The sequence below is a fragment of the Nocardioides immobilis genome, from assembly GCF_003515065.1.
Lineage (GTDB): Bacteria > Actinomycetota > Actinomycetes > Propionibacteriales > Nocardioidaceae > Nocardioides > Nocardioides immobilis.
In genome coordinates this window covers 40,270-62,469 of record NZ_QXGH01000033.1, presented here as the reverse complement: position 1 = coordinate 62,469, position 22,200 = coordinate 40,270, and the positions used below count along the sequence as shown (strand labels likewise).

18 protein-coding genes and 1 pseudogene are annotated in these 22,200 nt (G+C 70.5%); 3 read left to right on the top strand and 16 right to left on the bottom strand.

From position 1 onward, the window contains the following. Positions 1-7 precede the first annotated feature (7 nt). The 12 genes from coaBC to pyrR form a co-directional block, all read right to left on the bottom strand. Positions 8-1,267, bottom strand: coding sequence for a bifunctional phosphopantothenoylcysteine decarboxylase/phosphopantothenate--cysteine ligase CoaBC (coaBC, locus tag D0Z08_RS24935; RefSeq protein WP_118927985.1), 1,260 nt, complete (start codon positions 1,265-1,267; stop codon positions 8-10). A gap of 13 nt (positions 1,268-1,280) precedes the next feature. Continuing rightward, the gene (gene rpoZ, locus D0Z08_RS24930) at positions 1,281-1,613 is read right to left on the bottom strand and encodes a DNA-directed RNA polymerase subunit omega (protein ID WP_118927984.1); all 333 of its coding nucleotides are present in this window, start codon (positions 1,611-1,613) and stop codon (positions 1,281-1,283) included. 74 nt (positions 1,614-1,687) lie between these two features. Then, positions 1,688-2,263, bottom strand: a complete 576-nt coding sequence (gene gmk, locus D0Z08_RS24925) for a guanylate kinase (RefSeq protein WP_118927983.1) — start codon at positions 2,261-2,263, stop codon at positions 1,688-1,690. A 25-nt stretch (positions 2,264-2,288) separates the two neighbouring features. Beyond that, complete coding sequence (mihF, locus tag D0Z08_RS24920) at positions 2,289-2,609, bottom strand: integration host factor, actinobacterial type (RefSeq protein WP_118928035.1); 321 nt, start codon at positions 2,607-2,609, stop codon at positions 2,289-2,291. Between the two features lie 168 nt (positions 2,610-2,777). Further along, complete coding sequence (locus D0Z08_RS24915; protein ID WP_147381535.1) at positions 2,778-3,269, bottom strand: hypothetical protein; 492 nt, start codon at positions 3,267-3,269, stop codon at positions 2,778-2,780. After that, entirely contained in the window at positions 3,266-4,114 is an 849-nt protein-coding gene (gene pyrF / locus D0Z08_RS24910; RefSeq protein ID WP_118927981.1) for an orotidine-5'-phosphate decarboxylase, read from the bottom strand. Before pyrF ends, D0Z08_RS24915 begins: the two co-directional genes overlap by 4 nt. Then, positions 4,114-5,157 carry a quinone-dependent dihydroorotate dehydrogenase gene (locus D0Z08_RS24905; protein WP_245994442.1) on the bottom strand — a complete coding sequence of 348 codons (1,044 nt, stop codon included), beginning with the start codon at positions 5,155-5,157 and terminating at the stop codon, positions 4,114-4,116. Before D0Z08_RS24905 ends, pyrF begins: the two co-directional genes overlap by 1 nt. Continuing rightward, the gene (gene carB / locus D0Z08_RS24900; protein ID WP_118927979.1) at positions 5,154-8,459 is read right to left on the bottom strand and encodes a carbamoyl-phosphate synthase large subunit; all 3,306 of its coding nucleotides are present in this window, start codon (positions 8,457-8,459) and stop codon (positions 5,154-5,156) included. Before carB ends, D0Z08_RS24905 begins: the two co-directional genes overlap by 4 nt. Beyond that, positions 8,459-9,571, bottom strand: coding sequence for a glutamine-hydrolyzing carbamoyl-phosphate synthase small subunit (carA, locus tag D0Z08_RS24895; protein WP_118927978.1), 1,113 nt, complete (start codon positions 9,569-9,571; stop codon positions 8,459-8,461). Before carA ends, carB begins: the two co-directional genes overlap by 1 nt. Further along, on the bottom strand, positions 9,571-10,893 hold the full coding sequence (locus tag D0Z08_RS24890; protein ID WP_118927977.1) for a dihydroorotase: 1,323 nt from the start codon (positions 10,891-10,893) through the stop codon (positions 9,571-9,573). The genes carA and D0Z08_RS24890 overlap by 1 nt, the downstream gene beginning before the upstream one ends. Then, entirely contained in the window at positions 10,890-11,834 is a 945-nt protein-coding gene (locus tag D0Z08_RS24885) for an aspartate carbamoyltransferase catalytic subunit (RefSeq protein WP_118927976.1), read from the bottom strand. The genes D0Z08_RS24890 and D0Z08_RS24885 overlap by 4 nt, the downstream gene beginning before the upstream one ends. Further along, on the bottom strand, positions 11,831-12,421 hold the full coding sequence (gene pyrR / locus D0Z08_RS24880; RefSeq protein ID WP_118927975.1) for a bifunctional pyr operon transcriptional regulator/uracil phosphoribosyltransferase PyrR: 591 nt from the start codon (positions 12,419-12,421) through the stop codon (positions 11,831-11,833). The genes D0Z08_RS24885 and pyrR overlap by 4 nt, the downstream gene beginning before the upstream one ends. A gap of 214 nt (positions 12,422-12,635) precedes the next feature. On the opposite strand from pyrR, the gene D0Z08_RS24875 reads away from it, so the two are divergent. Then, positions 12,636-14,975 (top strand): Calx-beta domain-containing protein, encoded by a 2,340-nt coding sequence (locus D0Z08_RS24875; RefSeq protein WP_118927974.1) that lies wholly within the window; start codon positions 12,636-12,638, stop codon positions 14,973-14,975. 53 nt (positions 14,976-15,028) lie between these two features. Here D0Z08_RS24875 and D0Z08_RS24870 read toward each other — a convergent pair whose 3' ends face one another. Next, a complete protein-coding gene (locus D0Z08_RS24870) occupies positions 15,029-15,199 on the bottom strand; it encodes a CsbD family protein (protein WP_118927973.1) in 171 nt (56 codons plus the stop codon). Between the two features lie 116 nt (positions 15,200-15,315). On the opposite strand from D0Z08_RS24870, the gene D0Z08_RS24865 reads away from it, so the two are divergent. After that, on the top strand, positions 15,316-16,218 hold the full coding sequence (locus tag D0Z08_RS24865; RefSeq protein WP_118927972.1) for a LysR family transcriptional regulator: 903 nt from the start codon (positions 15,316-15,318) through the stop codon (positions 16,216-16,218). Here the strand turns inward: D0Z08_RS24865 and fdhD are convergent. Together fdhD and D0Z08_RS24855 are read right to left on the bottom strand one after the other, a co-directional pair. After that, on the bottom strand, positions 16,208-17,035 hold the full coding sequence (gene fdhD / locus D0Z08_RS24860; protein ID WP_118927971.1) for a formate dehydrogenase accessory sulfurtransferase FdhD: 828 nt from the start codon (positions 17,033-17,035) through the stop codon (positions 16,208-16,210). The genes D0Z08_RS24865 and fdhD overlap by 11 nt on opposite strands. A gap of 2 nt (positions 17,036-17,037) precedes the next feature. Further along, complete coding sequence (locus D0Z08_RS24855) at positions 17,038-19,323, bottom strand: FdhF/YdeP family oxidoreductase (RefSeq protein WP_118928034.1); 2,286 nt, start codon at positions 19,321-19,323, stop codon at positions 17,038-17,040. A gap of 140 nt (positions 19,324-19,463) precedes the next feature. On the opposite strand from D0Z08_RS24855, the pseudogene D0Z08_RS33600 reads away from it, so the two are divergent. Next, positions 19,464-20,892, top strand: a pseudogene (locus D0Z08_RS33600) (FAD-binding oxidoreductase). Positions 20,893-20,904: 12 nt separating this feature from the next. Here the strand turns inward: D0Z08_RS33600 and D0Z08_RS24845 are convergent. Then, complete coding sequence (locus D0Z08_RS24845) at positions 20,905-22,149, bottom strand: MinD/ParA family ATP-binding protein (protein WP_118927970.1); 1,245 nt, start codon at positions 22,147-22,149, stop codon at positions 20,905-20,907. Between the last annotated feature and the right edge of the window lie 51 nt (positions 22,150-22,200).

Here is a 22,200-nt window from a genome sequence, read left to right as displayed (position 1 = left end):
GGCAGTCTCACGCAGGAGCCAGGCGTGCCGAGACCTGGTCCCAGATGACGTGGGCGAGAGCTCCCTTGCTCCCCCGCGGCACGTCGACCGCGGTGCCGTCGGCGGCCAGAATAACCGCCTCGTTGTCGTCTGACCCGAAGACCGCACCACCGCCGACGTCGTTGACCACGAGCAGGTCGCATCCCTTGCGTGCCAGCTTGGCGCGCGCCAGGTCCAGGACCGAGCCGCTCGCGTCGCCGGTCTCGGCAGCGAACCCGACGACGACGGTGTGGGCGCCGGGACGGTGGGCCGAGAGCTCCTTGAGGATGTCGGGGTTCTGCTCCAGCGAGATCACGGGGGCTGAGCCATCGTCGGACTTCTTGATCTTGGTGTCCGAGCGGTGCACGGGACGGAAGTCGGCCGGAGCCGCCGCCATCACGACGGCGTCGGCCCCTGCGGCGGCCGTGAGTACGGCGTCCCGCAGCTCGGCCGTGGACTCGACGCGGACGACCTTCACGCCGGCGGGATCGGGCAGGGTGACGTTGGCAGCGACCAGCGTGACCTCGGCCCCCCGGGCGGCGGCGGCCCTGGCCAGTGCGTAGCCCTGGCGGCCGGACGAGCGGTTGCCGAGGAATCGGACGGGGTCGAGCTTCTCCCGGGTGCCCCCGGCCGACACCACGACGTGACGGCCGGCGAGGTCGAGGTCGCCCACCGCGCTCTGGGTCGTCGCGCCGGTCGAGGCCCGCTCGAGCAGGTCGCGGCAGAGCTCGAAGATCTCCTCCGGCTCGGGCAGCCGCCCCTTGCCGGTGTCGGCGCCCGTGAGGCGGCCCTCGGCGGGCTCGATCACGAGGACACCGCGGGACCGGAGGGTCGCGACGTTCGCGGCCGTGGCCGCGTGCTCCCACATCTCGGTGTGCATGGCCGGCGCCATCACCACCGGGCACCGCGCCGTCAGCAGCGTGTTGGTCAGCAGGTCGTCGGCGAGACCGTGCGCGGCCTTGGCCAGCAGGTCGGCGGTCGCCGGGGCGACCACGACCAGGTCGGCCTCCTGGCCGATCCGGACGTGGGGCACCTCGTGCACGGCGGTCCAGACGTCGGTGGCGACCGGCTTGCCGGACAGCGCCGCCCAGGTCGGAGCGCCGACGAACTCGAGCGCGGCAGCCGTGGGCACGACCGTCACCTCGAAGTCGGCGCCGCCCCCGGACTCGGTGAACCGGCGCAGCAGCTCGCAGGCCTTGTAGGCGGCGATGCCGCCGGAGACCCCGAGCACCACGCGCTGCCGCGGCATCGGAGAGCTCAGATCACTCGGCGGCGTCGGCGCGGGCCACGTTGGTGACGGCCGCGGCGGCTGCCTCCTCGGCGGCGAGCTCGGCCGGGTCGATGTCCTCACACGTCAGCAGGTCCTCGTTGATCTCGCGGAGCGCGATCGACAGGGGCTTCTCCTGCACGTGGGTGTCCACGAGCGGGCCGACGTACTCGAGGAGACCCTCACCGAGCTGCGAGTAGTAGGCGTTGATCTGCCGGGCGCGCTTGGCGCTGTAGAGGACCAGCTTGTACTTGCTGTCGGTCTTGGTCAGCAGGTCGTCGATCGGCGGGTTGGTCACACCCACGGCGTCGATGTTCGGGGCAGACACGCGGTTGGCCTCACAGGGTCGGTAGGGGAATCAGAGCGGCGGCCCGGACGGCGATCTCGACCCCCTGAACAGGGTCAACGGACGGAGCCGTCACCGAGCGTCATCAAGGCTACCAACTCGGCAGCTGCATCGTGAACTTCGTGGTTGACGATGGTGACGTCGAACTCCGCCTCGGCGGCCAGTTCCTCGACCGCGGTCGCGAGCCGCCGCTCGCGTTCCGCGTCGGTCTCGGTGCCCCGGCCGACGAGCCGGCGTACCAGCTCGTCCCACGACGGCGGCTTGAGGAACACGAACAGCGCCTCCGGCATCGTCCGTCGTACCTGCCGCGCGCCCTGGAGATCGATCTCGAGCATTGCCGGGCGCCCGGAGGCAAGAGCGGCCTCGACCGGCCCCCGCGGTGTGCCGTAGCGGTGGGTCCCGTGCACGACGGCCCACTCGAGCAGCTGGTCCTCGGCGACCAGCCGGTCGAACTCGGCGTCGTCCATGAAGAGGTAGTGGACGCCGTCGACCTCACCGGGCCGCGGTGCCCGGGTCGTCGCCGACACCGAGATCCAGACCTCGGGATGGTCCTGCCGGACCGCCTCCGCGACCGTTCCCTTGCCGACCGCCGTCGGCCCGGCGAGTACGACGAGACGGCTCGGTCCGGTCACGCTGGGTGGTCGAGCCGGTCGAGACTCAGTCACCCGGGGCGAACTCGCGTTCCAGGGCGGCGATCTGCTTCGCGCCGAGTCCACGGACCCGGCGGGACTCGGCGATGCCGAGCCGCTCCATGAGCTGGCCGGCGCGGACCTTCCCAAGACCGGGCACCGCCTGGAGCAGGTCGAGGACCTTCATCTTGCCGACGACGTCGTTCTTCTGTCCCTCGGCCAGGACGTCTGCGATGGAGGCTCCGGAGTTCTTCAGCCGGTTCTTCACCTCGGCCCGCTCGCGCCGGGCGGCGGCAGCCTTCACAAGCGCAGCTTGACGCTGTTCGGGGGTGAGGGGAGGCAGGGCCACGTACACGGATCCTTCTGTTCAGATGTCGAGCGCGGGCAGCGACAGCACGGTGACAACGACGGGAGGAGGCCGGACCAGCCACCAAGCCGCCACCCTAGTCACGTGGTCGATGGGCGGGCAACGCGGGCCGGGCAGCTTTCGCGTGCAGTTCCGGCTGTCAGCTCGGGGTCAGGGGGCCAGCTGCGTCTTGCAGACGTCGCGGGCGTGCTGCTCGACGCCGATCATCGCCTCTCCGGTCGTCCTCGAGACCAAGGCGACAGCGGCAGCGTCGATCGTGTCCCGCTGCTCCTGGTCGAGCCCCGCGGGCGGGTGGCGACGGTCGTAGCTGGCCGGGTCGACCCCCGCGGCGTCGAGCGCGTCGACGAGGTCGTGGATCCGCTCGATGACGATCTCCCAGTCATCGGCGATGTCCTCCGGCGCCTTGGCGGCAAGGGTCTCGAAGATGGGCAGCGCCTCGATCAGCCCGCTCGACCTGCCTCCCGCCGCGAGCGCGGCGCTCAGTGGTGCCTGCTGCTCGTCGACCTCCTCGCAGTAGTCCTGGAACTCGTCCGGGATCGCGTAGGGGTCGTCGGCGTCATCCCCACCGCAGCCAGCAACGCCGAGCAGGGCGATCGCGGCGACAGCCGCGACACCCAGCCGCACGCAAGCGCTGCGCCTCACCCGAGCAGGCTCCGCAGCTCGTCGTTGGCGCGGTCGACGGCGCCGCGCATCGCGACCGCGTCGGGACCGAGCCTGAGCACGCCGCGGGAGGAGCTGGCCACGACGTTGTGCGCAGACGCCCCGAAGATCCTGACGATGTCGGCGGCGGTGCCGCCCTGCTCGCCGTACCCGGGCGCCAGGATCGGGCCATTGATGGGGGAGCTCGCGAAGTCGTAGAAGCCACCGTCGATGGTGGCGCCCACGACGGCGCCGAACGAACCGACCGGCTGCGCGCCGCGGTTGAGCTCGCGGAGGTGGTCGAGCATCGCCGACGCGACCGTGCGCCCGCCGAAGTCGTCGCTGGTCACCGCCTCCTGCACCTCCGGGCCCTCCTTGTTGGAGGTCGCCGCGAGCACGAACAGGCCGGCGCCGTTGATCCGGGCGACCTCGATGAACGGCACCAGCGAGCCGAAGCCCAGGTACGGGCTGGTCGTGATCGCGTCGGACGCGAGCGGCGAGGCCGGGTCGAGGTAGGCCTCGGCGTACGCCTGCGACGTCGAGCCGATGTCACCGCGCTTGACGTCGAGCAGCACCAGTGCGCCCGCGGCGCGGGACTCGGCGATCACGCGCTCGAGGACCGCGATCCCCCGGCTGCCGAACCGCTCGTAGAACGCCGACTGCGGCTTCACGACCGAGCAGTACGGCGCCACCGCCTCGACCGCCGTGAGCGCGAACTTCTCCAGGCCCTCGACGGTGTCGTCGAGACCCCACTCGTGCAGCAGGCCCGCATGGGGGTCGATCCCGACGCAGAACTGGCCGCGCTCCGCCAGCGCTGCCGCGAACCTCTCGCCGAACGGTGCGGTCATCAAAGCCCCTTCAGGATCCGGCGCGGCCACATCGGGCCACCGTAGATGAGGCCGGTGTAGGCCTGGATCAGGTCCGCACCGGCAGCGAGGCGCTCCCGTGCGTCGTCGGGCGTCGAGATGCCGCCGACGCCGATCAGGGTCAGCTCCTGTCCGACCCGACCGCGGAGCAGCGACACGACGGCGGTCGCCCGCTCGCGCAGCGGCGCTCCGGACAGCCCGCCGGCACCCGCCGCCCCGACCAGGTCCGGCTTCGACCGCAGTCCGTCGCGGCTGATCGTCGTGTTGGTCGCGATGATCCCGGAGAGCTCCTGGGCGAGCGCGAGGTCGGCAACCTCGAGCACGTCCTCGTCGGCCAGGTCCGGCGCGATCTTGACCAGCAGCGGGATCCGGTCGCGTCCCCCGTCCTCGGCGGCCCGGTCCGCGACCTGACGGACGTGGGCGAGGAGCGGAGCGAGCTTCTCGACCGCCTGCAGGTTGCGCAGTCCCGGCGTGTTGGGCGAGCTGACGTTGACGACCAGGTAGTCGGCGTACGGCGCCAGCAGCCTCGTCGACGCCTCGTAGTCGGCCTCGACCGCTGCCTGGTCGTCGTCGGGGACGACCTTGGACTTTCCGATGTTGATGCCGAGCACGGGTCCGCCGGCACGGCGACCCCGCTTCGCCAGCCGCTGCGCGACCGCGGCGGCGCCGTCGTTGTTGAAGCCCATCCGGTTGACGACCGCCTGGTCCTCGACCAGCCGCATCAGGCGGGGCCTCGGGTTGCCGGGCTGGGCGAGCGCGGTCACCGTGCCGATCTCGACGTGACCGAACCCGAAGGCGCCGAGCTCCTCGAACGCCTGGGCCGTCTTGTCGAAGCCGGCCGCCAGGCCGAGCGGGTTGGGGAAGGTCAGGCCCATCGCCTGGACCGGGGTCCCGGCCGGCACCTTCACCCGGCGCAGCACCGGGCCGGCTGCCCGGAGCGCGTCGAAGGTGCGGTGGTGGGCGATCTCGGCGTCGAGTCGGGCCAGCCCGTGCTTGAAGACCGTGCTGTAGATCGGGAGGGTCACCGCGGAGCCCATTCCTGGAGGGACTTCACGCCGATCTCGCCGCGATGGAGGGCCTCGATGCCGTGCACCGCTGCGCCGAGCCCCTGCACGGTGGTGATGCACGGGATGTTCGCCCGGACCGCGGCGGTGCGGATCTCGTAGCCGTCGAGCCGCGCCGAGCCGCCGCTGGTGGCGCCGTGCGGGGTGTTGATGACCAGGTCGATCTCGCCGGCGAGGATCAGCTGGACGGTGGTCTTCTCCCCCGCCGGGCCCTCACCCTCGAAGTGCTTGCGGACGATCGTCGTCTCCACGCCGTTGCGGCGCAGGACCTCCGCGGTGCCCTTGGTCGCAAGGATCTGGAAGCCGTGGTCGGCGAGCACCTTGATCGGGAAGATCATGTGCCGCTTGTCGCGGTTGGCCATGCTGACGAACACCTTGCCGCTGGTCGGAAGCGAACCGAACGCCCCGGCCTGCGCCTTCGCGAAGGCGGTGCCGAAGTCGGCGTCGAGCCCCATGACCTCGCCGGTCGACTTCATCTCCGGCCCGAGCACGGTGTCGACCTGGCGGCCGTCCGGCGTGCGGAACCGGTTGAACGGCATCACCGCCTCCTTGACCGCGATCGGCTGGTCCGGCGGCAGCGAGCCACCGTCGCCCTCGGCCGGCAGCAGGCCGTCCGTGCGGAGCTCCGCGATGCTGGAGCCCATCATCACCCGAGCGCAGGCCTTCGCCAGCTGGGTGCCGGTCGCCTTGGACACGAACGGGACCGTGCGGCTGGCCCGCGGGTTGGCCTCCAGGACGTAGAGCACGTCGGAGCCGAGCGCGAACTGGATGTTGATGAGGCCACGGACCCCGACGCCCTTCGCGATGGCGAGCGTCGCCTCACGGATCCGCTGGATCTCGGAGTCGCCGAGCGTGATCGGCGGCAGGGCGCACGACGAGTCGCCGGAGTGGATGCCGGCCTCCTCGATGTGCTCCATCACTCCGCCGAGGAACAGCTCCTCGCCGTCGTACAGGGCGTCCACGTCGATCTCGACGGCGTCGTCGACGAACCGGTCGACGAGCACCGGGTGCTCGGGCGTCACCTCCGTGGCACGGGAGATGTAGTCGCTGAGCGAGCGCTCGTCGTACACGATCTCCATGCCCCGGCCGCCCAGGACGTACGACGGCCGCACCAGCACCGGGTAGCCGATCCGGTCCGCGACCTCCCGGGCCTCCTCGAAGCTGGTCGCCATCCCGTGCTGCGGCGCGATCAGCCTCGCCTCCGCGAGGACCCGGCCGAACGCGCCGCGCTCCTCGGCGAGGTGGATCGCCTCCGGGCTGGTGCCGACGATGGTCACGCCGTTGTCCTTGAGCCCTTGCGCGAGTCCGAGCGGGGTCTGGCCGCCGAGCTGGCAGATGACGCCCGCCACCGGCCCGGCCTTCTCCTCCGCGTGCACGATCTCGAGCACGTCCTCGAGCGTGAGCGGCTCGAAGTAGAGCCGGTCGGAGGTGTCGTAGTCGGTCGACACCGTCTCGGGGTTGCAGTTGACCATGACGGTCTCGTAGCCGGCCGCGCTCAGCGCCATGCTGGCGTGGACGCAGGAGTAGTCGAACTCGATGCCCTGGCCGATCCGGTTCGGTCCGCTGCCGAGGATGATCACGGCCGGCTTCTCGCGAGGCTGGACCTCGGTCTCCTCGTCGTACGAGGAGTAGTGGTACGGCGTCCGCGCGGCGAACTCCGCCGCACAGGTGTCGACGGTCTTGTAGACCGGCCGGATGCCGAGCGCGTGCCGCACACCGCGGACCACGTCGGGCGTCATGCCGCGGATCTTGCCGATCTGGACGTCGGAGAAGCCGTGCCGCTTGGCGTTGCGGAGCAGCGCGGGCGTCAGCTCGTCGGCCTCGATCAGGTCCTGCGCGGTCTCGTTGATCAGCATCAGCTGGTCGACGAACCACGGGTCGATGCCGGTGGCCTCGAAGACCTCCTCCGGCGTCGCCTCGGCGCGGATCGCGTCCATGACCTTCTTGAGCCGGCCGTCGTGAGGCTTCTTGATCTCCTCGAGCAGGCTCTCCTTGTCGAGTTCGACCAGCTCCTTGTGCCAGTCGAACGGCGCCTTCTTGTCCTCCAGCGAGCGCAGCGCCTTCTGCAGCGCCTCGGTGAAGTTGCGGCCGATCGCCATCGCCTCGCCGACCGACTTCATGTGCGTGGTGAGGGTCGGGTCGGCGCCCGGGAACTTCTCGAACGCGAACCGCGGCACCTTGACGACCACGTAGTCGAGGGTCGGCTCGAAGCTGGCCGGCGTCTCCTCGGTGATGTCGTTGGGGATCTCGTCCAGGGTGTAGCCGATCGCCACCATCGCGGCGATCTTCGCGATCGGGAAGCCGGTGGCCTTCGACGCCAGCGCGCTCGACCGGGACACGCGGGGGTTCATCTCGATCACGATCACCCGGCCGTCACGCGGGTTGACGGCGTACTGGATGTTGCAGCCGCCGGTGTCGACGCCGACCTCGCGGATGATGCCGATGGCGAGGTCGCGGAGGTGCTGGTACTCGCGGTCGGTGAGCGTCATCGCCGGCGCGACCGTGATCGAGTCGCCGGTGTGGACGCCCATCGGGTCGAGGTTCTCGATCGAGCAGATGATGACGACGTTGTCGGCCTTGTCGCGCATCACCTCCAGCTCGTACTCCTTCCAGCCGATGATCGACTCCTCGATGAGGACCTCGGTCGTCGGGCTGGCGTCGAGGCCGGAGCCGGCGATCCGGGCCAGGTCCTCGTCGTCGTAGGCGATGCCGGAGCCGGTCCCGCCCATGGTGAAGGACGGGCGTACGACGACCGGGAAGCCGAGCTCGCCGACGGCCTTCTCACAGTCCTCGAGCGAGTGGCACACGAAGCTGCGCGCCACCTCGCCGCCGATCTTCTGGACGATCGCGTTGAACGTCTCGCGGTTCTCGCCGCGGTGGATGGCGTCGAAGCTGGCGCCGATCATCTCGACGCCGTACTTCTCCAGGACGCCCTTCTCGTGCAGCGCGATCGCCGTGTTGAGGGCGGTCTGGCCACCGAGCGTCGGGAGCACCGCATCGATCGGGTAGCCGCGCTCGGCCTCGACTGCGATCACCTTCTCGACGTACTCCGGGGTGATCGGCTCGACGTAGGTCGCGTCGGCGAACTCCGGGTCGGTCATGATCGTGGCCGGGTTGCTGTTGACCAGCACCACCCGGAGCCCCTGGGCCTTGAGCACCCGGCACGCCTGGGTGCCGGAGTAGTCGAACTCGCAGGCCTGGCCGATGATGATCGGTCCGGAGCCGATCACCAGGACCGACTTGATGTCGTCGCGCTTCGGCATCAGGCGTGTGCCCCCATCAGATCAATGAACCGGTCGAACAGGTAGGCGGCGTCGTGCGGCCCGGCCGCGGCCTCGGGGTGGTACTGCACCGAGAAGGCCACGAGGCGGTCGTCCCGCCGCAGCTCGAGCCCTTCGACGACGTCGTCGTTGAGGCAGATGTGGCTCACCGTCGCCGATCCGTACGGCGTCTCCGTGGCGGTGTCGAGCGGGGCGTCGACCGCGAAGCCGTGGTTGTGCGCGGTGACCTCGACCTTGCCGGTCGTGCGGTCCATCACCGGCTGGTTGATGCCGCGATGGCCGTAGGTCAGCTTGTAGGTGCCGAACCCGAGTGCGCGCCCGAAGAGCTGGTTGCCGAAGCAGATGCCGAAGTAGGGGATCCCCCGCTCAAGCACCGCCTGCAGGGTGCTGACGTCGGCCGTGGCCGGGTCGCCCGGACCGTTGGAGAAGAAGACCCCGTCGGGACCATTCGTCCCGACGGCCATCACATCAGAGATCGTCGCCGTCGAGGGCAGCACGTGCACCTCGATCCCGCGCTCGGCCATCAGCGCCGGGGTCATCCCCTTGATGCCCAGGTCGACGGCCGCGACGGTGAAGCGCTTCTCCCCCACCGCCGGGACGACGTAGGAGTCCATCGTGCTGACCTCGCCGGCGAGGTCCGCGCCCTTCATCTCCGGCTGCTGCAGCACCCGCGCCAGCAGCGCGCCCGGGTCGGTCTCGGTCGTGGAGATGCCGCAGCGCATGGCGCCGCGCTCGCGCAGGTGCCGGGTCAGCGCGCGGGTGTCGATCCCGCTGATGCCGACCACGCCCTGCGACCGCAGCTCGTCGTCCAGGGACCGGCGCGAGCGCCAGTTCGAGGCGCGCCGCGCGGGATCGCGGACGACGTACCCGGCCACCCAGATCCGGCGGGACTCCTGGTCCTCGTCGTTGACGCCGGTGTTGCCGATGTGCGGAGCCGTCATCACGACGACCTGGCGGTGGTACGACGGGTCGGTCAGGGTCTCCTGGTAGCCCGTCATGCCGGTGTTGAACACCGCTTCGCCGTACGTCTCGCCCTCGGCGCCGTACGTCTCCCCGTGGAAGGTCCGTCCGTCCTCGAGCACCAAGATCGCCATCAGGCCACCTTCCCGTCCAGGCTGTACAGCTTGCCGTCGAGCACGGTCGGCCGGCCCCGGAGGAACGTCGCCTCGATCCTTCCCGGCAGCTCCATGCCGGCGTACGGCGTGTTCCGCGAGAGGGACGCGGACTCGGCGGCGTCGATCGTCCTGGTAGCCGCTGGGTCGTAGAGCGCGAGGTTGGCCGGCGCCCCGACCTCGATCGGACGCCCGTGGTCGGCGACCCGGCCGATCCGGGCCGGCGCGTAGGACAGCCGCTCGGCCACGCCCTCCCAGTCGAGCAGGCCGGTGTCGACCATCGCGTGCTGCACGATCGACAGCGCCGTCTCGAGGCCGAGCATGCCGAACGCCGCGGCCGCCCACTCGCAGTCCTTGTCCTCGTGCGGGTGCGGCGCGTGGTCGGTGGCGACGATGTCGATCGTCCCGTCGGCCAGGCCGGCGCGCAGCGCCTCGACGTCGGCGGCCGAGCGCAGCGGCGGGTTGACCTTGTAGATCGGGTTGTACGTCGCCGCCAGCTCGTCGGTCAGCAGCAGGTGGTGCGGGCACGCCTCCGCCGTCACGTTCCAGCCCTTGCGCTTGGCGTCGCGGACGATCTCGACCGAGCCCGCCGTGGAGACGTGACACACGTGCAGCCGTGAGCCGACGTGAGCCGTCAGCAGGCAGTCGCGGGCGATGATGGCCTCCTCGGCGACCGCCGGCCACCCGGCCAGGCCTAGCCGTCCGGAGAGCTCGCTCTCGTTCATCTGCGCGCCCTCGGTGAGCCGCGGGTCCTGCGCGTGCTGGGCGATGACGCCGTCGAACGCCTTGACGTACTCCAGCGCGCGCCGCATCAGCAGCGGGTCGCTGACGCAGTGCCCGTCGTCGGAGAAGATCCGCACGCGGGCCGCGGAGTCGGCCATCGCGCCGAGCTCGGCGAGCCGCTCGCCCTTGAGGCCGACGGTGACCGCGCCGATCGGGAAGACGTCGCAGTAGCCCGCCTCCCGGCCGAGCCGCCACACCTGCTCGACGACACCGGCGGTGTCGGCGACCGGGTCGGTGTTGGCCATCGCGTGCACCGCGGTGAAGCCACCGAGTGCGGCGGCGCGGGTGCCGGTCTCGACCGTCTCGGCGTCCTCGCGGCCGGGCTCGCGCAGGTGGGTGTGGAGGTCCACCAGTCCGGGGAGGGCGATCAGGCCGTCGGCCTCGATCACCTCCGCGCCGTCGGCGGTGAGTCCGGCGCCGATCTGGGCGATCACACCGTCCGCGATCCGGATGTCGGTCGGCTCACCCCCGAGGATCGCTGCGTTCTTGAGGAGAAAACTCGGGCTGGTCACGCTGGTCATTCGGGGTTCTCGCTTCCACCCAGGAGGAGGTAAAGGACGGCCATTCGGACGGCGACACCGTTGGTCACCTGCTCGACGATCACCGAGCGGTCGGAGTCGGCGACGTCGGCGGTGATCTCCATGCCGCGCACCATCGGACCGGGGTGCATGACGATCGTGTGGTCCTGCAGGGTCGCCATCCGGCGACCGTCCAGGCCGTAGCGGCGGGAGTACTCCCGCGGGGTCGGGAAGAACCCGCCCTGCATCCGCTCCCGCTGGACCCGCAGCATCATCACCGCGTCGACCTTCGGGAGCACGGCGTCGAGGTCGTAGCTGGTGTCGACGCCCCAGGACTCGACGCCGACCGGCAGCAGGGTCGGCGGGCCGACCAGCGTCACGTCGACGCCCAGCGTCTGGAGCAGGAGCGCGTTGGAGCGGGCGACCCGGCTGTGCAGCACGTCGCCGACGATCGCGACCCGGCGGCCCTCGAGCCCGCTCGGCTTCGACTCGCCGAGGTGCCGCCAGAGGGTGAACGCGTCCAGGAGCGCCTGGGTGGGGTGCTCGTGGGTGCCGTCGCCGGCGTTCACGACACTGGACCGCACCCAGCCCGAGTGGGCGAGCCGGTGCGGCGCGCCGCTCGCGCTGTGCCGGATTACGACCGCGTCGGCGCCCATCGCCTCGAGCGTGAGCGCGGTGTCCTTGAGGCTCTCGCCCTTGCTCAGGCTCGAGCCCTTGGCCGCGAAGTTGATGACGTCGGCCGACAGCCGCTTGGCCGCCGCCTCGAACGAGATCCGGGTGCGGGTCGAGTCCTCGAAGAACAGGTTGACGACGGTGCGGCCGCGCAGGGCCGGCAGCTTCTTGATCGGCCGGTCCGCCAGCGAGCGGAGCTCGGCGGCGGTGGTCAGGACCAGCTCGGCGTCGTCGCGAGTCAGGTCCGCCGCGCTCAGCAGGTGTCGCTTCATGCCGTCCCTCCGTTGTCCTCGGGTGCCGGCACGACGATCGAGACCGAGTCGGCGTCGCCGTCGTCGTCCAGCTCGGAGAGCCGCACGCTCACCCGCTCCGCGACCGATGTCGGTAGGTTCTTGCCGACGAAGTCCGCGCGGATCGGGAGCTCGCGGTGGCCGCGGTCGACGAGCACCGCCAGCTGGACGGCCCGCGGCCGGCCCACGTCGTTGAGCGCGTCGAGAGCGGCCCGGATGGTGCGGCCGGAGTAGAGCACGTCGTCCACGAGTACGACGACCTTCCCGTCGATCCCGTCCCCCGGGATCTCGGTGTGCATGAGGGTCCGCGCCGGCTTCATCCGGAGGTCGTCGCGGTACATCGTGATGTCGAGCGATCCGACCGGGACGTCGTACTCCTCGACGGAGGAGATCCGGGCGGCGATCCGGTGCGCGAGCGGGACGCCGCGCCGTGGGATGCCGAGGAGCACGAGGTCGCCCGCGCCCTTGTTGCGTTCGAGGATCTCGTGGGAGATCCGGGTGAGAGCCCGGGCGATGTCACGGGCGTCAAGAACGGTGCGGCCCATCTGGGCCGACGGAGCGGCAGGCATCAGCGCGCCGGACCTCCTTCTCCGCCTCACGGGACGGCTCGTTAAAGGATGTCGAACTAGGTCCACCTTAGCGGCTCCGGTCCGAGCCGGACGAACCGGCACGCCTCATCCCTATGGATGGGCTCTCTCATCCGCAGGGATTGGATTCCCGCGCTCCGGGTCCGACCACCGCTCGGCGGTTCTACCGTCGTCGCACCTCGCTAAGGACGTCGCCATGAACCCAGATTCCCGCCGCACCCGTCGCTACCTGCTGTTGCTCCTCGCCGCGACAGCGGCTCCGCTACTCGTGGCGGGCGCGACCCCGCCGGCTCTTGCGGGGCCGGCGGCCGCGGCTGAAACCCGCGTCAACACGCACACCAGCTTCGACCAGTCGGAGTCGGACATCGCCATGGACGCCGATGGCGACCACGTCATCGCCTGGACCAGCCACGTGCAGGACGGCAGCGGCACCGGCGTCTACGCCCAGCGCTACAGCGCAGCCGGCATCCCCCAAGGACCCGAGACCCTCGTCCCCACCACCACCGTCAGTCCCCAGTACGAGCCGAGCGTCGCCATGGACGCCGATGGCGACTACGTCATCGCCTGGACCAGCCACGTGCAGGACGGCAGCGGCACCGGCGTCTACGCACAGCGCTACAGCGCAGCCGGCATCCCCCAAGGACCCGAGACGCTCGTCCCCACCACCACCGTCGATTCCCAGCACGAGCCGAGCGTCGCCATGGACGCCGATGGCGACTACGTCATCGCCTGGACCAGCCTCGGTCAGGACGGCAGTGGGTACGGCGTCTACGCCCAGCGGTACGACTCCGCCGGCACCCCCCAAGGGACCGAAACCCGCATCAACACGACTACCTTCTCCGGTCAGCGTGACCCCGAGGTCGCCCTGGACGCCGATGGCGACTACGTCATTGCCTGGACCAGCTCCGATCAGGACGCCGGCGGGTACGGCATCTACGGCATCTACGCCCAGCGGTACAGCTCCACCGGCACCCCCCAAGGCACCGAGACCCTCGTCAACACCACCACGAATTACGGCCAGTTCGAACCGTCGATCGCGATGGGCACCGAAGGTCGCTACGTCATCGCCTGGACGAGCACCGAACAGGACGGCAGCAGCTTCGGCGTCTACGCCCAGCGCTACAGCGCCGGAGGCACACCGCAAGGCGCCGAGACTCCCGTCAACACCACGACAGCCAACGGTCAGAGCGACCCGCAGGTGGCGATGGACGCCGCCGGCAACTTCGTCATCGCCTGGACCAGCCTGCACCAGGACGGCAGCGATTTCGGTGTGTACTCCCAGCGCTTCGTCGCCACGGGCGCTCCCCAAGGTCAAGAGACCCGGGTGACCGCCACCACCGCCGGTAGCCAGTACCTGCCGAGCGCGGCCATGGACGCCGACGGCGACTACGTCGTCACCTGGAGCAGTGTTGAGCAGGACTCGTACCAAGATGTGTTCGCCCGTCGGTTCCGGGGCCCGGAGACCGTCGACCTCGCGCTGTCCCAGTCCGACAACACCGACCCGGTCGCCGTCGACGGTCGGATCAGCTATCGGGTCCGCGTCACCAACCTGAACGACGACGCCGACGTCACCGGCGTCGAGGCGATCGACGGCGCGATCGGCGCAGCCAGTGGCGTCTACGTCGTCAGCGCGGTGCCCGACGGCGCCACGTTCCTCTCCGCCTCCGGAGCCGGGTGGACCTGTGGCGCTCCCACCACGAAGATCACGTGCAAGCTCGCCACGACGATCGCGGCTGGCGATGTCGCTCCCGGCCTGCTGCTGACCTATGCCGCCCCGAGCGTCGCCGGCCCGGCACAACACCAGGCCCGCGTCTATGAGGCGCAGGTCGACCCCGTCCCGGCCAACAACGTCGAGGTCGAGCGGACCAGCGTGATGTGCGCCATCGAGTTCGCCCACCCGGGCTACGCCAAGGGCGAGTCCTCGTCGATCACCGCCACGGTCACCCGGCACGGCACGAACTGCGGTACCTCGAGCGTCCAGTACGACTCCGCACCCGGCACCGCTACCCTCGGCGCCGACTTCACCGACGTCGCCGGCGCCCTGACCTGGGCCGACGCCGACACCATCAAGACCTTCACCGTCCCGGTCTTCGACGACGCCCTCGACGAGAACAGCGAACGGTTCACGCTCAGCCTCAGCAACCCCGTCGGCGTACTCCTCGGCGGCAACGGGCTCGTGTCCGGCTCCATCGGCGACAACGACGACCCACCCCGGATCAACTTCACCACCGCGACCACCGCGGCCACCGAAGCCACCGGCCTCATCGAGCTCACCGTGCGGCTGAGCGCGGTCTCCGGAAGGTCCGTGACGGTCGCCCTCGGCCGCGGTGGCACCGCAACCTCAGGTGCCGACTACGTCACCGAGACCCGGCTGACCATCCCACCCGGCCAGCGCGCCGCGACCTTCGATCTCGAGATCGTCGACGACGCCGCCACCGAAGGCAGCGAGACCGCCAACCTCTTCCTCACCAGACCCGACGGAGCCACGATCGGCTCGGTCTACATCCACCGGATCACGATCAGTCCCAGCGACTGACGAACGAAGGGACCCGGCGGGTGCCGGGTCCCTTCGTCATCGACAGCTGCAGATCAGCGGAAGGCGTCCTTGACCTTCTCGCCGGCCTGCTTGAGGTTGGCCTTGGTCTGGTCGACCTTGCCTTCGCTCTCCAGGTCCTTGTCGTCCGACGCGCGGCCGACGGCTTCCTTGGCCTCGCCGACCTTCTCTTCTGCCATGTTCTCGAGCTTGTCCTGGTTGCCCACGACATCTCCTCTCGCTCGGATGTGCGTTCATCCCGGGAGGTACCCGACGAGAGCGTGCCGATCCGGGTCAGCCCGGGAACGCCCCGGCTCCGCGCCACTCTGGTATTCATGGCGCCATGCTGCTGCGCCAACTGGAGTACCTCACGGCACTGTCCCGTGAGGGTCACTTCGGTCGCGCCGCGGAGGCGTGCCACGTGACCCAGCCGGCCCTGTCGGCCGGCATCCGGAAGCTCGAGACCGAGCTCGGCGTCCAGGTCGTCCAGCGCGGCCAACGGTTCGAGGGCTTCACGCCGGAGGGCGCCCAGGTCCTCAAGTGGGCGCAGCGGATCCTCGCGGAGCGCGAGGCGCTCGGCCAGACGCTGGCTGGTATGCGCGGCGAGCTCACGGGCACGCTGCGGATCGGGGCCATCCCCACCGCACTGAGCGTCGCCTCACTCCTCACCGCGCCGCTGCGGGAGCAGCACCCGCTCGTCCGTTTCCACCTGGCCTCGATGTCGTCGCGCGAGATCGTCAGCAGCCTCAACGACTTCGACATCGACGTCGGCATGACGTACGTCGACGGCGAGCCGCTCGGGCAGGTCAAGGTGATCCCGCTCTACCGGGAGCGCTACCTGTTCCTCACCCCGGTGACCGGGGAGCTGGGCGCCCGGGACTCCGTCACGTGGGCCGAGGCGGCGTCGGCCCCGCTGTGCCTGCTGTCCCCGGTCATGCAGAACCGGCGGATCCTCGACGGCTACTTCGCCGACGCCGGGGTCGACGTGCAGCCGGTCGTGGAGACCGACACCATCTCGGCCATCTACGAGCACGTGACCTCGATGGGTCTGTCCAGCATCGTGCCGCACACCTGGCTGCCGGCGTTCGGCGTACCCGAGGGCACCCGGGTCACCCCGCTCCCCCAGCCCCGTCGCTCGTTCCAGGTCGGCCTGGTCCTCGCCGGACACGGTCCCGAGTCGATGCTCACCCGTGCGCTCGTCGAGGTCGCCGGAGGCGCCGGCCTCCGCGCCGCACTCACTCGGTGAGCACGCGCTCCGACCCCGTGTAGACGTTCATCGACGCGCCCCGGAGGAACCCGACCAGCGTCAGACCCTCCTCGTCGGCAAGGTCCGCGGCAAGCGAGGACGGCGCCGAGACCGCCGACATCATCGGGATCCCCGCCATGACGGCCTTCTGCACCAGCTCGAAGGACGCTCGTCCGCTCACCATCAGCACGGTGCCCCGGAGGGGCAGCAGACCGGTGCGCAGCGCATGCCCGATCACCTTGTCGACGGCGTTGTGGCGCCCGACGTCCTCCCGAAGGCACAGCAGCTCGCCGTCGGCCGAGAAGAGGCCGGCGGCGTGGAGGCCGCCGGTCCGGTCGAAGACCCGTTGCGCCGCGCGGAGCCGATCGGGAAGTGCGGCAAGCAGGTCCGCGCTCATCCGCAGCGGGTCGTCCGCGACGGTCCACCGCGCAGTCGTCCGGACCGCGTCGAGGCTGGCCTTGCCGCACAGCCCGCAGGACGACGTCGTGTAGAAGTTGCGCTCCAGCGACGGGTCCGGCCGCGGCACGTCCGGTGCCAGCGCGACGTCGACGACGTTGTAGGTGTTGCCGCCGTCTGCGGTGGCGCCGGCGCAGTAGCGCACGGATGCCAGGTCCTCGACAGCGCCGACGACACCTTCGCTGACGAGGAACCCGACCGCCAGGTCGAAGTCGTCACCCGGCGTCCGCATCGTCACGGTCAACGCCCGGCCGTCGACCCTGATCTCCATCGGCTCCTCGGCGGCCAAGGAGTCCGGGCGGCGGCTGGTCGCGCCGTCGCGGACCCGCAGCACCGGACGCCGTACCGTCACCCTGCCCATCGTCAGCCCGCCTCCGGTACGGGCTCGAGGCGCACGATGACGCCCTTGGAGGTCGGCGTGTTGCTGATGTCGGCGACGCTGTCGAGCGGCACCAGCACGTTGGTCTCGGGATAGTACGACGCCGCGGACCCGCGGGCCGCCGGGTAGCCGACCACGCGGAACCCCTCGGCCCGGCGCTCGGTGCCGTCCTCCCAGACGCTGACGATGTCGACCAAGGACTGGTCGGCGAGCCCGAGCGCGGCGAGGTCCTCCGGGTTGACCAGCACCACCCGTCGCGCATCGTGGATGCCGCGGTAGCGGTCGTTCATCGCGTACGGGATGGTGTTCCACTGGTCGTGCGAGCGCAGGGACTGGAGCACGAGGTAGCCCTCGGGCGCGGTCAGCATCGTCAGCTCGTTGCAGGAGAACTCGGCCCTGCCGCTCAGCGTCCGGTAGACGCCCTCGTTGACGGGGTTCGGGAGGCGGAAGCCACCGGGCCGTTGGGCCCGCTCGCTGAAGTCCTCGAACCCCGGGATGACCCGGGCGATCCGGTCCCGGATGAGTCCGTAGTCGCGCTCGAACTCCTCCCACGGGATCGCGCCGCCTTCACCGAGGGTCCGGCGAGCCAGACGGCCGATGATCGCGACCTCGCTGAGCAGGTCCGGGGAGGCCGGCTCCAGACGGCCTCGCGAGGCGTGGACCATGCTCATCGAGTCCTCGACGGTGACGAACTGCTCGCCGCTCTCCTGGATGTCGCGGTCGCTGCGACCGAGGGTCGGCAGGATCAGCGCCGTCTCGCCGCAGACCGTGTGCGAACGGTTCAGCTTCGTGGAGATCTGGACCGTGAGCCGACAACGGCGCAGGGCGTCCTCGGTGACCGAGCTGTCCGACATGGCGCGGACGAAGTTGCCCGCCACGCCGACGAAGACGGTCGCCTTGCCGTCCCGCATCGCGCGCACGCCGTTGACCGAGTCGTAGCCGTGCCTCCTCGGGGGCGTGAACGAGAACTCCGCACCGAGCGCGTCCAGGAAGGCGTCGGGCATCCGCTCCCAGATGCCCATGGTGCGGTCGCCCTGGACGTTGCTGTGGCCCCGGACCGGACACACACCGGCGCCCGGCCGGCCGAGGTTGCCGCGCAGCAGCAGGAAGTTGACGATCTCCCGGATCGTCGGCACGCCGTGCCGCTGCTGGGTGAGCCCCATGGCCCAGCACACGATGATCTTCTTGCTGGCGAGCACGCGCTCGTGGACCCGCTCGATCTCCTCGCGCGACAGCCCGGTGGCGGTGAGCACGTCGTCCCAGTCGGTCCTGCGGACGTGCTCGGCGAACGCGTCGAAGCCGGCCGTGTCGCGCTCGATGAAGCCGTGGTCGAGGACCGTGCCGGGCGCCGCGTCCTCGGCCTCCAGGAGCAGCTTGTTCAGCATCTGGAAGAGGGCCAGGTCGCCGCCGGGCCGGATCAGCAGGAAGTCGTCCGCGATCGTCGTACCCCGCCCGACGACGCCGCGTGGCTTCTGCGGGTTCTTGAACCGCTTCAACCCGGCCTCGGGCAGCGGGTTGACGGCGACGACCTTCCCCCCGTTCCTCTTGGTCTGCTCGAGCGCCGAGAGCATCCGGGGGTGGTTGGTGCCGGGGTTCTGGCCCACCACGAAGATCAGGTCGGCCTCGTAGATGTCCTCCAGCGACACCGATCCCTTCCCGATACCGAGCGTCTCCCCCAGCGCCGAGCCGCTCGACTCGTGGCACATGTTGGAGCAGTCGGGGAGGTTGTTGGTGCCGTAGGCCCGGACGAACAGCTGCAGCAGGAAGGCCGCCTCGTTGCTGACCCGTCCCGACGTGTAGAACATCGCCTCGTCAGGTGACCCGAGGCCACGGAGCTCGCCGGCGATCAGGTCGAACGCCGCGTCCCACCCGATCGGCTCGTAGTGCGTGGCACCGGGCCGCTTCACCATCGGCTCGGTGAGCCGTCCCTGCTGGTTGAGCCAGTAGTCGGACTTCTCGTCGAGCTCGGCGACCGGGTGCTCGGCGAAGAAGGCGCGGGTGATCCGACTTTTCGTCGCCTCGTCGCTGATGTGCTTGGCGCCGTTCTCGCAGTACTCGTTCTTGACCCGGTGGCCGGGCTCCGGCCAGGCGCACCCCGGACAGTCGAAACCCTTGACCTGGTTGATGTTCAGCAGCGTCAACGCCGTACGACGGGGGCCGCTCTGTGCCAGCGAGTACTCGAGCGCGTGAGCGACTCCCGGCACCCCGGCAGCCCATTCCTTCGGCGGCTTGACGGACAGGTCGTCCTTCGGGTCGTCGGTGGCACGCATCGCCTTCACTGCACCTCTGTCCTGCGGCCGAGCGCCGCCTCCTCATCGTCCTCCGACGGTGTCCGGGGCGTCAAAGATCAACATTGGATCGCTCGATCAATGTTGCTTATCAGCGGGAGCCGCCTCACTAGGCTGCGGCTGTGAGCACTCCGCGAGTTGCATCGCATGGCACCGCGCCGCTCGGCGCCGCACTGGCGCAACTGGTCGCCGACCTCCCCGATGGGGTGGTGGTCAGCGACGCGGCCGCGATCGAGAAGTACCGCGAGGACTTCGCGCGCGACGGCTCGGCCGGGACCCCGATCGCGGTGGTCCGCGCCGAGACCGCCGCCCACGTCCAGACCGCCCTGCGCTGGGCCGCTGCTCACCGGGTGCCGGTGGTGCCCCGCGGCGCGGGCACCGGCCTGTCCGGCGGGTCCTCCGCGGTCGACGGCGGCATCACGATCTCGCTGGACCGGATGCGCGCGATCGAGATCGACCCCGCCAGCCAGGTCGCGATCGTCGAGCCGGGTGCGCTGAACGTCGAGGTCAAGGGAGCAGCGGCCGAGCACGGCCTGTGGTACCCGCCGGACCCGTCGTCGTACGAGATCTGCTCGATCGGTGGCAACCTCGCGACCAATGCCGGCGGCCTCTGTTGTGTGAAGTACGGCGTGACGACCGACTACGTCCTCGGCATGGACGTGGTGCTCGCCGATGGCAGCCTGGTCCGCCTGGGTGGCAAGCAGATCAAGGACGTCGCCGGGCTCTCGCTGTTGAAGCTCTTCGTCGGCAGCGAAGGGACCCTCGGCATCATCACCCGGGCCGTCCTTCGGCTGATCCCGGCCCAGACCGCCGGCGCCACTCTCGTCAGCAGCTTCTCGACGATGACCGCCGCGTCCCGGGCGGTCGTGGCGATCCGCAGCAGGGTCCGCGCCTCCATGCTCGAGCTCATGGACCACGCGACGATCAACGCCGTCGAGGACTGGCGCTCCCACGGCCTGGACCGGGCATCGGGTGCGTTGCTGATCGCCCAGTCCGACGCGCCCGGTGCCGCCTGCGCGGCCGAGGTCGAGCTGATGCGGGAGAGCTGTGAGGCGGCCGGTGCCGTCGAGGTGTTCACCACGACGGACGCGGAGGAGGCCTCGATGTTCGTCGCCGGCCGCCGCAACGCCTTCCTCGCTCTCGAGCAGCGGGGGCAGCGTGCTCTTCGAGGATGTCGGGGTCCCGGTGCCGCTGCTCCCTGACCTGGTCGACGGCGTTGCCGCCATCGCAGCCCGATCCGGTGTCGAGATCGCTGTCGTGGCCCATGCCGGCGACGGCAACACCCATCCGATCATCGTGTACGACGCCGCAGATCCCGACTCGGTCGACCGCGCCCGTCGCGCGTTCGCGGAGGTGATGGCGCTGGCGATCGGGCTCGGCGGCACCATCACCGGCGAGCACGGCGTGGGGCGCGCCAAGCGGGCCGCGCTCCCCGACCAGCTCGGCGACGACGTGATCGCGCTGACCCGGCGCATCAAGGACGCGCTCGATCCCGACGGCATCCTCAACCCGGGAGCGATCCTGCTGCCCCGCTCGACGCCCGGCGGATGAGCGCGCTCAGGCTCAGAGCGCCTGTGCCATCGCCGCGCACGCCGCCAGCCACGACCGCTGGGTCGCCTCGCTGAGCTGGCTGTAGGGCACGACCGAGCCGGACACGAGGGCCGGGTCGTAGGGCACCCGGTAGACCCCGCGGGTCCGCTGCTCGTAGACCTGGACCAGGTCGTTCGCGAGCCGGGTGTCGACCTTGTCGCTCGGGTCGGACAGCACGGTGATCGTCTTGTGCTTGAGGTTGGCGTAGCCGGCGTCCTGCAGGGCGTCCAGCATCCAGAGACCGCTGTAGCCGGTGTCCTCGCGGACGGTGCTGGTGACGACGAGCAGGTCGGCCGCCTCCGCGGCGGCGAGCCAGTTCTCGGCCCGCATGTTGTTGCCGGTGTCGACCAGGATCAAGCGGTAGAACCGCTGGAGCAGGCCGTGCACGTCGGCGAAGTCCGCGGCGTGGATGATGCCGGTGACGTCGGGCCGCTCGTCCGAGGCGAGCACGTCGAAGTGGGCGTCCCCCTGGGACCGGACGAAGGCACCCAGGTCGCCGATGCGGGACTGGTAGACGTCCTTGAACCGGCCCAGGTCCTCGAGCAGCTCCCGGGTCGTGTTGCGGTGGTTGCTGCGCTGGCCCCGGATGCCGAGCGTGCCGCGGGTCTCGTTGTTGTCCCACGCCACCACCCCGCCACCGCGCACGGTGCCGAACGTGAAGCCGGCCGCGAGAACGCCGGTCGTCTTGGCGGCCCCGCCCTTGGGGTTGATGAACGCGATCGTGCGCGGTCCGGCGAAGTCCTTCTGGATGGCCTGCCGATCCGCGTGGTAGGCCTGCTCCTTGGCGCCCATCTTCGGCTTGACCAGGCCGCCGCTGGCCCTGCGGACCCTGCCCCTCCAGCCCCAGGTGGCCGGCCCTTGGTGCAGGTCGTTCGCCCGGCGGTCGAGGAAGTCGGTCGCGGTCATGAACCGGCGTGGCTCGGCGGGGACCAGGTTCTGGATCTGGGGCACCACCGACGGCGGTGGTGCCGTGGGCGGCGCCGACGGAGGTGGTGCCGTGGGCGGCGCCGACGGAGGCGGGCCGGAGGGCATCGGACCGCGCGGGACCGTGGCGGTCGCCAGCGGATCGGCGTCGATCGGGTCGCTGAGCGGATCGACGTCCGCGCCGGTGCGCGCAGCCTCGACCTGGCGACGGGCGAAGATCTCCAGCTCTTCGGGCGTGAAGAGCCGGTCGGACGTGTTGTGACCGGTGTCGGAGTCGGCGGACGGCTGGCTCACTGCTACCTCCCGAGAAGCGGCGGAACGACTGGCCAGACCCTAACCCGGGGG